Genomic DNA, 12397 nt, shown 5'->3' with positions numbered 1-12397 from the left:
CGAAGGCGAGCAAAATGGTAAAAAAGGAAGGGGGGATGATGATGGAAGAGTACGTATTAGAGCTGTATAACCTGTTATATACGACAGAATGGCAAGATATTGTTTCGTTTCTAGGAATAGTATTTTGCATGAAAATTGTAATTGTATATATGGAAGAGCAAGGTATGTTCTATTCCTTCTCATCTCCGTTCGATGTGCAGCGCGAGCCGTTGCTAAACTATGCCAATGTGAATTACGAACAATTTCCTTTTGTAGTTTTCTTTATGATTCGATTTATTACAGCAATTGTAAAGAAGAAGGAAAGTGATGATGAAGAGTGCCACGCAACTTGTAAGGTAGCTAACGTTTTTTAAGCTAAATACAAGGAGGAGATTTATATGTGGTTTCGATTTCTTATGATTGGTTTCTTTTCATTAACAGCAATTTCATTAATGGGATATCAAGTGTCTGAAATTTTTCAAGCATATAGCGATACATTTTTTAACAAAAATTAATCGCGTTGCTATTTGAATAATAAAGCGATAAAATCCTTCTTAAGAAGTTTTATTAAGAAGGATTTTTTTCTTTGTTTTGTCTTGCTGTGTCAAACTATTGTCACATTTACACTGTGAATAATATGTTAAAATAGTGAGGTTACGTATACATACTTGAAGGAAGAGGGAGTGACCATTTTGGTGGATCAATCAACAAATCAGAAAAGCTATGCTCCTATTGTGATAACGCTTTCTGTAATTGTAAATGCGATTATTTTATTTTTGTTCTTTGGACCTGTTGGCTATGAAGGAGAAGTACATTTTGATGTAACGATTTTACCAATGTTAAACGCGATTTTTAATAGCTTTACGTTCGTATTTTTATTAGCAGCGTTATTCTCTATTATTAAAAAGAATGTGAAAATGCATCGTGGTTTCATCCTTGCAGCATTTACGACAACTTTACTATTTTGTGTGTCGTATTTATCGTATCATTACTTAGCACCGGCAACACATTTTGGAGGAGAAGGATTCATTAAATATGTGTATTTCATCATTTTAATTACACATATTATCCTAGCAGCAATTATCGTACCACTTGCATTGTTTGCACTTGTATTTGGTTTTACAAATCAATTAACACGTCACCGTAAAATTGTACGTTGGACAATGCCAATTTGGTTATATGTAAGTTTATCTGGTGTTATTGTGTACTTAATGATCTCACCTTATTATCAATAAAAGTCTCAGCCTTTAGGCTGGGGCTTTTTTGTTAAGCAAATCTTTTTGTGAAATGAAAAAAATATGGTATACAAAAGTATAGTTGCTTTTCAAATAGAAGGGATGGTAAAGAAATATGCAAAATTTTGTATTTCGTAATCCAACGAAACTTATTTTCGGTAAAGATCAATTAGAACAGTTAAAAACTGAAATTCCACAGTTTGGTAAGAAGGTTCTTCTCGTATATGGAGGAGGCAGTATTAAAAGAAACGGTATTTATGATAATGTGATTTCTATTTTAAAGGATATTAATGCAGAAGTATTTGAATTGACGGGTGTTGAACCGAATCCTCGTGTATCAACTGTAAAGAAAGGGATTCAAATTTGTAAAGATAATGGAGTCGAATTTATTTTAGCAGTTGGTGGAGGAAGTGTAATCGACTGTACGAAAGCGATTGCTGCTGGTAGTAAATATGATGGAGATGTATGGGATATTGTAACGAAAAAAGCATTTGCTAGTGAGGCATTACCATTTGGTACTGTACTTACTCTTGCTGCGACAGGTTCTGAAATGAATGCAGGCTCGGTAATTACAAATTGGGAAACGAATGAAAAGTATGGATGGGGAAGCCCAGTTACATTCCCGCAGTTTTCAATTTTAGATCCAGTTCATACTGCATCTGTGCCGAGAGATCAAACGATTTATGGTATGGTAGATATTATGTCACATGTATTAGAACAATATTTCCATCATGGAACGAATACAGAACTACAAGATCGTTATTGTGAATCTGTTTTAAAAACAGTAATTGAGACAGCTCCCAAGCTTTTAAGTGATTTAGAAAATTATGAGCATAGGGAAACAATTTTATATTGCGGAACGATGGCGTTAAATGGTATTTTAGCGATGGGAGTAAGAGGTGACTGGGCAACTCATAATATTGAACATGCAGTTTCTGCTGTTCATGATATACCGCATGGAGGCGGCTTAGCAATTCTATTCCCTAACTGGATGAAGCATGTCGTAGATGAAAATGTAAGTCGTTTTAAACAGTTCGCTATTCGTGTATTTGAAATAGAAACAGATGGAAAAACAGATAAAGAAGTGGCGTTAGAAGGAATTGAGGCACTGCGTCAATTTTGGACTTCGATTGAAGCGCCAGCAACATTAGCTGATTACGGTATTGGAGAAAATGAAATTGATATAATGGCTAATAAAGCGATGGCGTATGGTGAATTTGGTAACTTTAAAAAATTAAATAAAGATGATGTTCTAAGTATATATAAAGCTTCTTTATAAGTGAATTTAGAAAAGAAACCTATTTGATTGTTTGATCGAATAGGTTTCTTTTTTTGCTTTTTATAAATGTTTATGAATGTTTGTGATTATTTTTGATTGTTTATGGTTGATTTTTGTGACCGTTTTCATTATACTGTAATCAAAGAAGAGGTGAATAAAATGTTAACTCCTGAACGTCATCAAATGATATTGCAACTTGTAAAAGAACAGAAAGTTGTAAAATTACAGCAATTAGTTGAAAGAACAGAAAGCTCTGAGTCGACAATTCGCCGTGATTTAGCACAATTGGAAAAGCAAAGGTTATTAAAAAGAGTTCATGGTGGTGCCGCTGTTTTAACAGGAAAAGGGCAAGAACCAACGATGGTTGAAAAATCATCCAAAAACATTCAAATAAAACAACAAATTGCTAATTATGCGGCTAGCGTTGTTGAACAAGGTGATTGTATTTATTTAGATGCAGGGAGTACAACATTTGAAATGATTCCATTTTTAATCAATAAAGATGTTACTGTCGTTACGAATGGACTTATGCATATTGAAGCTTTAGTTGAAAATAATATTCGTGCGTATTTACTAGGCGGAATGATGAAGAGTAGGACGAAAGCTTTAATCGGTGCTATGGCACAGGAAAGTATGCAGAAGTATCGCTTTGATAAATGTTTTTTAGGTGCAAATGGTGTACATGAACAGCTTGGCTTTACAACGCCAGATCCAGAAGAAGCGCTCCTAAAACAAATGGCACTAACATTAGCAAACGAAGGATATTTCTTAATTGATGAAAGTAAGTTTTCAGAAGTTGCGTTTGCGAAAATTGCAAATGTTGAAGATGCAAATATTATTACAAACCATTTAGAAATTGATTTAGAAAAATATAAAAAACAAACCAATGTAATTGAGGCTGATAAACAATGATCTATACAGTTACTTTAAATCCATCTATTGATTATGTAGTGCAAGTTCCTTCTTTTAATTTAGGAACAATAAATCGAGCGGAGAAAGATATGAAGTTTCCTGGAGGAAAAGGAATTAATGTTTCTCGTGTTCTTCAGCGTTTAGGTGTTAAAAATATAGCACTTGGATTTACTGGTGGATTTACTGGTCAATTTATTAAAGAGGTATTACATGACGAAGGTGTAACAACAAACTTCGTCCAAGTGGATGAAGATACTCGCATTAATGTGAAAATAAAAGGGAAAGAAGAAACAGAATTAAATGGCCAAGGTCCTATTGTAACAAAAGAGCAGTTCGAACAGTTAATGAAAAAAATTGAGAGTATGCAACCTGGAGATTGTGTTGTACTCGCTGGGAGTGTACCGATCTCTATTCCAAGTACTTTTTACGAATCAATTGCTGCGTTTGGAGCTGAAAAAGGTATTCGTGTAGTAGTAGATGCAAGTGGAAGTGCACTGCAACATGTAATTAAAAATAAGCCATTTTTAATTAAGCCAAACCATCATGAACTTGGTGAGTTGTTTGGAGTGGAGCTTTCAACAGTAGAGGACGTTTTACCTTATGGAAGAAAATTAATTGAACAAGGTGTAAAACACGTTATCGTATCGATGGCTGGAGAGGGAGCTTTATTATTTACGGCAGAAGGTATATATGAAGCGACTGTTCCAAAAGGTGTTGTAATTAATTCAGTTGGGGCCGGAGATTCTCTTGTTGCAGGGTTTGTAGGCATATATGAACAGACAAAAGATATTGAAAAGGCATTTCAATACGGCGTTGCAACAGGGAGTGCAACAGCATTTTCAGCTGATTTATGTAAGAAGGAAAAAGTAGAAGAATTATTGTCGCAAGTAATTGTAGCTAAGCGATAGGGGGAAGCAACATATGAAAATTACAGAACTATTAAAAAGGGATACAGTCATTATGGATTTGACAGCTTCAAATAAAGAAGCTGTCATAGATGAATTAGTTGAGAAATTAAACGGGGCAAATCGTTTAAATAGTAAAACGGAATTTAAAGAAGCTATTTTAAAGCGGGAGTCCCAAAGTACGACTGGAATAGGGGAAGGTATTGCAATACCTCATGCGAAGACAAAGGCTGTTAAACAACCATCGATTTGTTTTGGTAGAAGTGTAAGCGGTATCAATTATGAGTCGCTTGATGGACAACCGGCATACTTATTCTTTATGATTGCTGCAAGTGAAGGAGCGAATAATACTCATTTAGAAACGTTGTCTCGTTTATCGACATTATTAATGGATGAAGGATTTCGCAAGCAACTATTAGAAGCGAAGGATGAAAGTGAGCTTCTTCAACTATTTGATGAAAAAGAGAATGAAAAAGAAGAAGAGATTGAAGTTGCACAACCAGAAGGAAATGAACCGTACGTACTTGCTGTTACAGCTTGCCCAACTGGAATCGCTCACACATATATGGCGGCGGATAGCTTAAAAGCAAAAGCGGCAGAGTTAGGGATAGCGATTAAAGTTGAAACAAACGGATCAACAGGTATTAAAAACGGTTTAACGAAAGAGGATATTGAACGTGCAACAGCTATTATTGTTGCGGCAGATAAACAAGTAGAAATGAATCGTTTTGCTGGTAAACATGTCATTCAAGTGCCAGTTGCTGATGGGATTCGAAAAACGGAAAAATTGCTAAATCGAGCTGTCAAACAAGATGCACCAATCTTTAAAGGTGTAAAAGAGGACGGGAAATCAGAAAGTATTGAGAGAGAAAAAGGATTAGGAATTTATAAGCATTTAATGAGCGGTGTAAGTAATATGCTTCCATTCGTTGTTGGTGGCGGGATTTTAATAGCGCTAGCATTTTCGTTTGGTGGTATAAAGGCGGAAGGTCCTTTAGCTGAATTGTTCATGTCAATTGGTGGAGGAAAAACAGGTGCGTTTTTATTCCTTGTACCAATTTTAGCTGGATTTATTGCAAGCTCTATTGCTGATCGTCCTGGTTTTATGCCTGGTGTTGTAGGTGGGTTTTTAGCGGCGAATGCGAATGCTGGATTTTTAGGTGGATTAATTGCTGGTTTCTTAGCTGGATATGTTGTTTTAGGGTTGAAAAGATTATTTTCAGGACTACCAGTACAATTAGAAGGAATTAAACCTGTATTGTTATATCCAGTCTTTGGATTATTGATTACAGGAGTTGTAATGCAAAAAGTAGTAATTCCGCCTGTAGTAGCATTAAATGAAATGTTGACAGGGTGGTTAAATGGTTTAAATGGTACGAATGCTATATTACTAGGTCTTATTTTAGGTGGTATGATGGCGATTGATATGGGTGGTCCAATTAATAAAGCGGCATTTACGTTTGGTATTGCTGCAATAGAAGCACAAAATTTTGGAGTGCACTCAGCAGTTATGGCTGGTGGTATGGTACCGCCACTTGCGATTGCATTCGCAACTACATTCTTTAAATCAAAGTTTACAGAAGCGGAACGTAAATCTGGTTTAACAAATTATATTATGGGAGCATCGTTCATTACAGAAGGTGCGATTCCGTTTGCAGCTGCAGATCCGGTTCGAGTAATCGTAAGTTGTGTTGTTGGTTCAAGTATTGCAGGTGCGTTATCTATGTTATTCCAAATTACATTACCGGCACCGCATGGTGGATTATTTGTAATAGCGTTAGTAAATAAACCGTTACTATATATTTTCTCTATATTAATTGGAACGATTGTCTCGGCTATTATGCTAGGTGTTTGGAAAAAGAAAGTTCAATAACAAATAAAAAGAGAGTAGCTTTTAGTAGCTGCTCTCTTTTTATTACAAAAAATAAGTTAACAATGGAATATTGATGTTTTTTGGTAAAAGATGTAACGAATTGTGAATTTTTTGTAACAAAAAAGTAACACTGTAATTTTTTCTGGAAAAAAGTTCTTGTGCTCGTATATGAAAAATATATGAAAACCACTGGAGATTGTATGAGAAATACATTTTATTAATATGGAAATTTATGTTACAACTCGTTAATTGTATATTACGAATGCTTTGTAATTGTGTGATTTCTAAAAATTCTAAAAATCTGTTGCTATAATGAAAATACGAAAACAAAGCAAATGGAGGCTATTCATGAAAAAATTATTAAGTATAGCAACAGCAGCAGTTTTTGGTCTTGGGATTTTTGCGGGTTCTGCTAAAGCGGAAACAATTGTAACAACAGACGTATTAAATGTTAGAGAAAACCCAAATGTAGAGTCAAAGCTTGTAGGTAAAGTGTTAAGTGGGAATACACTAGATGTTATAAATACAGAGAATGGATGGACAAAAATTAAGTTAAACGGTAAGGAAGCGTTTGTAAGTGCTGATTTTACAAAGAGCACATATTATGTAACGGCGGGCGTATTAAATGTTCGTGCTGGAGCGAATACTGATTCTGAAATTTTAGGTAAACTTAATAAAAATGATGTGATTGAAACGACGAATCAAGTTCAAAATGAATGGTTACAATTCGACTACAATGGAAAAGTCGGATATGTTCACGTGCCATTTTTAACAGGAACGGCACCTGTAATTGAAAAGAAAGAGGTTGTAGTTCAAGAAGAAGCGCCGGTTAAAAATAATACAGCAGTTAAGAATAAAGAGTATGTTAAGAGTAACGATTCTATTAAGAATGTAGAATCAAGTAAACCTGTGGTAAAAGAAAAGCCGGCTGCAAAACCAGTTGCGAAATCTACTGAAACAAGTGCGCCTACTGGTGGTCGTGAAATTACAGTAGAAGCGACGGCATATACAGCAGATCCGAGTGAGAATGGTTCGTATGGTGGTCGTGTATTAACTGCAATGGGGCATGATTTAACAGCAAATCCAAATATGAAAGTAATTGCTGTTGATCCGAAAGTAATTCCGCTTGGATCAAAAGTATGGGTAGAAGGATATGGAGAAGCGATTGCTGGAGACACTGGTGGTGCGATTAAAGGAAATCGTATTGATGTATTAGTCGGTTCAGATGGTAGTGCTAATAGCTGGGGGCGCAAATCTGTAAAAGTGAAAGTTATACAATAGGTTATCGATATTAATATAAAAAGCGGTTGCTTGAAATTATGTAAGCAGCCGCTTTTTATGGATTATTGAAAGGGATAAATAGTTTTACCTGTAATAATTTTATATGCACTGCAAAATTGTGTTTGTATATATTCTGTATTTTTATTTTCTGGATGTGATGTTGTTTCATGGAGAGTAGAATGAAAAGCCCGTAGTAAACAATTTAGGGCGAAGTATAATTCCTCTTGTGAACAATTTTGTTCTTTTGTAGAAGTAGCTAAAATGAGGTCTTTTGTCAAAGATGAAAAATTGATGGTGGATTGTTTCATAGTTAACTCATCCTCTCGAAACTATTTTTATCATGTATATGCAGAATTGGACAAACTATGTTCTTTTTTATATGTAATTTCATGTACCGAAATGAAAGAACTTGCAATCATGCCGTTAAAATTGGTAAGATTGGGTATAATCAATAGATGGAGTATATTACATAAAGAGAGTTGAATGCTATGGGAGAAGTGCAACGTGAAAAAGTTGCTGTCATCATTGGACCAACAGCTGTTGGAAAGACGAAGTTAAGTATCGATCTTGCCAAAGCGTTGAACGGTGAAATTATTAGTGGTGATTCCATGCAAATCTATCGAACGATGGATATTGGAACTGCAAAGGTAACACAAGCAGAGATGGACGGAATTCCACATTATATGGTCGATATAAAAAATCCGGAAGATTCATTTTCTGTCGCGGAATTTCAAGAACGTGTTCGCAAACATATTCGAGAAATTACAGAACGTGGTAAATTACCAATTATAGTTGGTGGGACCGGTCTTTATATACAATCTGTTTTATTCGATTATCAGTTTACAGATGATGCTGGTGATGTGATATACCGAGAGCAAATGGAAAAGTTAGCTTTAGAACGCGGTGTGGAATATGTACATAAAAAATTGCAAGAAGTAGATCCGGAAAGTGCGGAGCGTATTCATGCAAATAATGTACGACGTGTCATTCGGGCGTTAGAAATTTTCCACACGACGGGTGAAAAAATGAGTGACCAAATTGAAAAACAAGAAAAAGAGTTACTCTATGATGTTTCATTAATTGGCTTGACAATGGATCGAGAAATGCTATACGATCGCATTAACTTACGAGTGGATTTGATGATGGAACAAGGCCTATTAGAGGAAGTAGAAGGTCTGTATAATAGAGGGATACGAGATTGTCAATCTATTCAAGCGATTGGATATAAAGAAATCTATGATTATTTTGAGAATCGAGCCCCTTTAGAAGATGCGGTATCACAATTAAAGACGAATTCGCGTCGTTATGCAAAGCGTCAATTAACGTGGTTCCGTAATAAAATGGATGTCACGTGGTTTGATGTTACAGACGGTGAAAAAACGTCAGAAATTTTACGATACATAGAAGGAAAGTTACAAGTAAAGTCGAATAATAGTAAGTAGAGAAAAAGAGGAGGATTCGACATGAAGCAATCAATCAATATTCAAGATCAGTTTTTAAATCAACTCCGTAAAGAAAATACGTTTGTTACGCTGTACTTATTAAATGGTTTCCAGCTTCGTGGACTAATTAAAGGATTTGATAATTTTACAGTCCTGCTGGAAACAGAAGGTAAGCAACAGCTTATTTATAAACATGCAATTTCTACATTTGTACCACAAAAAAATGTTTCAATTGAATTAGAATAGTAATGAATTATTGTACATAACAAAAAAAGAGCGAGTTTCCTCGCTCTTTTTTTATTTGTCATAAACAATCTATGATGAAATTTAAGCGATTCTAAATACAGTAAGGCGGATGTTAGTATTTCCTGTCGCAGGGATCGTAATCTCATTAAGAGTAGATTGAACAGAAATTCTTGCACCAGCTGCTAATGTTTCGATTGTAGTAAATGAAAGTGAGTCGCCTATTAAATTTGAAGAGAAATTATCAGTTGCGACTGCTCCATTAATTGAAATTCCTACTCCGAGTGGAGCGCATCCTGGCGCAGTTGTAGAAATGGATACGCTAATTACATAAATACCACCGTTAATAACAGTAACTGTATCTGTGCCGTTGAAGATAATATTGTTTACGTTAATTGCAGTACTAAAAATAAAGTTATTAAATTGCAGTACTGTTTGCTGAATATTGTTTGTTACAACAATTGTTGCTATAGGGAAGCTAGGTCCAGTTGGCCCAGTAGGTCCGGTAGGTCCACCAGAAGGTCCAGTAGGTCCGGTAACTCCTATACCAGTAGCACCTGTGTTACCTTGAGGTCCAGTAGCACCAGTAGCACCTGTAGCACCTGTGTTACCTTGAGCACCTTGAGGTCCAGTAGCGCCGGTAGCACCTGTGTTACCTTGAACGCCTTGAGGTCCAGTGGCACCAGTAGCACCTGTGTTACCTTGAACACCTTGAGGTCCAGTAGCGCCAGTGGCACCGGTAGCACCTGTGTTACCTTGAACACCTTGAGGTCCAGTAGCACCAGTAGCGCCGGTAGCACCAGTAGCACCTGTGTTACCTTGAGCACCTTGAGGTCCAGTAGCGCCGGTAGCACCTGTGTTACCTTGAACGCCTTGAGGTCCAGTAGCGCCAGTGGCACCAGTAGCACCTGTGTTACCTTGAGCACCTTGAGGTCCAGTGGCACCAGTAGCACCTGTGTTACCTTGAGCACCTTGAGGTCCAGTAGCGCCAGTGGCACCAGTAGCACCTGTGTTACCTTGAGCACCTTGAGGTCCAGTAGCGCCGGTAGCACCTGTGTTACCTTGAACACCTTGAGGTCCAGTAGCGCCGGTAGCACCTGTGTTACCTTGAACGCCTTGAGGTCCAGTAGCGCCAGTGGTACCAGTAGCACCTGTGTTACCTTGAGCACCTTGAGGTCCAGTAGCACCTGTGTTACCTTGAACGCCTTGAGGTCCAGTAGCGCCAGTGGTACCAGTAGCACCTGTGTTACCTTGAGCACCTTGAGGTCCAGTAGCACCTGTGTTACCTTGAACGCCTTGAGGTCCAGTAGCGCCAGTGGCACCAGTAGCACCTGTGTTACCTTGAGCACCTTGAGGTCCGGTAGCGCCAGTGTTACCTTGAACGCCTTGAGGTCCAGTAGCGCCAGTGGCACCAGTAGCACCTGTGTTACCTTGAGCACCTTGAGGTCCGGTAGCGCCGGTAGCACCTGTGTTACCTTGAACGCCTTGAGGTCCAGTAGCACCTGTGTTACCTTGAGCACCTTGAGGTCCAGTAGCGCCGGTAGCACCTGTGTTACCTTGAACACCCTGAGGTCCAGTAGCGCCGGTAGCACCTGTGTTACCTTGAACACCTTGAGGTCCAGTAGCGCCGGTAGTACCTGTGTTACCTTGAACGCCTTGAGGTCCAGTAGCACCTGTGTTACCTTGAGCACCTTGAGGTCCAGTAGCGCCGGTAGCACCGGTAGCACCTGTGTTACCTTGAACGCCTTGAGGTCCAGTAGCGCCGGTAGCACCAGTAGCACCAGTAGCACCTGTGTTACCTTGAGCACCTTGAGGTCCAGTAGTGCCGGTAGCACCAGTAGCACCTGTGTTACCTTGGACGCCTTGAGGTCCAGTAGCACCTGTGTTACCTTGAGCACCTTGAGGTCCAGTAGCGCCGGTAGCACCGGTAGCACCAGTAGCACCAGTAGCACCTGTGTTACCTTGGACGCCTTGAGGTCCAGTAGCACCTGTGTTACCTTGGACGCCTTGAGGTCCAGTAGCACCTGTGTTACCTTGAGCACCTTGAGGTCCAGTAGCGCCGGTAGCACCAGTAGCACCTGTGTTACCTTGAACGCCTTGAGGTCCAGTAGCACCTGTGTTACCTTGAGCACCTGTGTTACCTTGAGCACCTTGAGGTCCAGTAGCACCTGTGTTACCTTGAACGCCTTGAGGTCCAGTGGCGCCAGTAGCACCTGTGTTACCTTGAGCACCTTGAGGTCCAGTAGCACCTGTGTTACCTTGAACGCCTTGAGGTCCAGTGGCACCAGTAGCACCTGTGTTACCTTGAGGTCCCTGAGGTCCAGTAGGTCCAGGAGGCCCGCCAGAAGGTCCGGTAGGTCCGGTAACTCCTATACCAGTAGCGCCAGTGGCACCGGTAGCACCTGTGTTACCTTGAACACCTTGAGGTCCAGTAGCACCGGTAGCGCCAGTAGCGCCCGTGTTACCTTGAGGTCCGGTAGCGCCAGTAGCGCCCGTGTTACCTCGAGGTCCAGTAGCACCAGTAGCGCCCGTAGCACCCGTGTTACCTTGAGGTCCAGTAGCGCCGGTAGCGCCCGTGTTACCTCGAGGTCCAGTGGCACCGGTAGCGCCAGTAGCGCCCGTGTTACCTCGAGGTCCGGTAGCACCAGTAGCGCCTGCTGGTCCAGTAGGTCCGGTAGGTCCTTGAATGAACGAAGCAGAATTAACTAGAGCAGTTTGTAATGCTGCTATTAATTTAAGAAGCTCTTGAAGTGTGCAAGGGTCAATTCGGAATAATTTTGTAATGTATAGTAAATAGTTAATGAGATTTTGAAGCTCAATAAATACAGCGCTTGCTACAAAGGTTGGATTTCTTAATATAGTTATTAAGTTTTTAATAATAGCTAACCCTTGTGCTTTCAGGGAGGAAGTAGCGTCTAGTGAACAAATAAATTTACTTAGTAGGTTCAATGTATCGATTAGATCTTCAATATTTTGGGGAGATGGATTTGCAAAAAGTGTTGGGATTATTTTTGTTAAATCAATAATAATCGCACGAAATGTTCTAAGTTGAGCTTTAGTAATTGGGATTGATGGAGTATTTGGGATTCGTCCAGCGCTACTTGGAAAGCATGGTTTGGAGAATTTGTTTTGATTGTCGTTATAACGAGACATTAAATCTCTCCTTTCTCACGAAAATGTGAACGAAACTCATCATAGTAGATGCAGAAATTAGTTAAATGGTCATAGTAAAATCGTTTGTTTAAAGA

The 12397-nt window shown here is 38.9% G+C and carries 11 protein-coding genes; 9 read left to right on the top strand and 2 right to left on the bottom strand.

Features of this window, described 5'->3' with window-relative positions; genetic code table 11:
- The first annotated feature begins 14 nt into the window (after window positions 1-14).
- The 7 genes from MHH27_RS18935 to entD all read left to right on the top strand — a co-directional run bounded on the left by MHH27_RS18935 (window position 15) and on the right by entD (window position 7464).
- On the top strand, window positions 15-353 hold the full coding sequence (locus MHH27_RS18935) for a hypothetical protein (RefSeq protein ID WP_003271231.1): 339 nt from the start codon (window positions 15-17) through the stop codon (window positions 351-353).
- A 318-nt stretch (window positions 354-671) separates the two neighbouring features.
- A complete protein-coding gene (locus MHH27_RS18930; RefSeq protein WP_000228315.1) occupies window positions 672-1214 on the top strand; it encodes a DUF420 domain-containing protein in 543 nt (180 codons plus the stop codon).
- Between the two features lie 115 nt (window positions 1215-1329).
- A complete protein-coding gene (locus MHH27_RS18925) occupies window positions 1330-2493 on the top strand; it encodes an iron-containing alcohol dehydrogenase (RefSeq protein WP_001179068.1) in 1164 nt (387 codons plus the stop codon).
- 159 nt (window positions 2494-2652) lie between these two features.
- Window positions 2653-3405: a DeoR/GlpR family DNA-binding transcription regulator gene (locus MHH27_RS18920; RefSeq protein WP_000957288.1), complete on the top strand. Its 753-nt coding sequence runs from the start codon at window positions 2653-2655 to the stop codon at window positions 3403-3405.
- The gene (pfkB, locus tag MHH27_RS18915; RefSeq protein WP_340943718.1) at window positions 3402-4313 is read left to right on the top strand and encodes a 1-phosphofructokinase; all 912 of its coding nucleotides are present in this window, start codon (window positions 3402-3404) and stop codon (window positions 4311-4313) included. The genes MHH27_RS18920 and pfkB overlap by 4 nt, the downstream gene beginning before the upstream one ends.
- A gap of 13 nt (window positions 4314-4326) precedes the next feature.
- The gene (locus MHH27_RS18910; protein ID WP_016512432.1) at window positions 4327-6183 is read left to right on the top strand and encodes a PTS fructose transporter subunit IIABC; all 1857 of its coding nucleotides are present in this window, start codon (window positions 4327-4329) and stop codon (window positions 6181-6183) included.
- Window positions 6184-6531: 348 nt separating this feature from the next.
- Window positions 6532-7464, top strand: a complete 933-nt coding sequence (gene entD, locus MHH27_RS18905; RefSeq protein ID WP_016512433.1) for a cell wall-binding protein EntD — start codon at window positions 6532-6534, stop codon at window positions 7462-7464.
- Window positions 7465-7526: 62 nt separating this feature from the next.
- Here the strand turns inward: entD and MHH27_RS18900 are convergent, their stop codons facing one another.
- Entirely contained in the window at window positions 7527-7772 is a 246-nt protein-coding gene (locus MHH27_RS18900) for a hypothetical protein (protein WP_000814431.1), read from the bottom strand.
- Window positions 7773-7952: 180 nt separating this feature from the next.
- Between MHH27_RS18900 and miaA the strand changes: the two genes are divergently transcribed.
- Together miaA and hfq are read left to right on the top strand one after the other, a co-directional pair.
- A complete protein-coding gene (miaA, locus tag MHH27_RS18895; protein WP_000504953.1) occupies window positions 7953-8906 on the top strand; it encodes a tRNA (adenosine(37)-N6)-dimethylallyltransferase MiaA in 954 nt (317 codons plus the stop codon).
- A gap of 21 nt (window positions 8907-8927) precedes the next feature.
- Window positions 8928-9152 (top strand): RNA chaperone Hfq, encoded by a 225-nt coding sequence (hfq, locus tag MHH27_RS18890; RefSeq protein ID WP_000813896.1) that lies wholly within the window; start codon window positions 8928-8930, stop codon window positions 9150-9152.
- 81 nt (window positions 9153-9233) lie between these two features.
- On the opposite strand, the gene MHH27_RS18885 is transcribed toward hfq, so the two are convergent.
- Window positions 9234-12302, bottom strand: coding sequence for a Gly-Xaa-Xaa repeat protein (locus MHH27_RS18885; protein ID WP_340943714.1), 3069 nt, complete (start codon window positions 12300-12302; stop codon window positions 9234-9236).
- Window positions 12303-12397 lie beyond the last annotated feature (95 nt).

This window comes from Bacillus sp. FSL L8-0152 (genome assembly GCF_038006365.1).
Lineage (GTDB): Bacteria > Bacillota > Bacilli > Bacillales > Bacillaceae_G > Bacillus_A > Bacillus_A cereus.
This window is presented reverse-complemented; position numbering and strand designations above follow the sequence as displayed.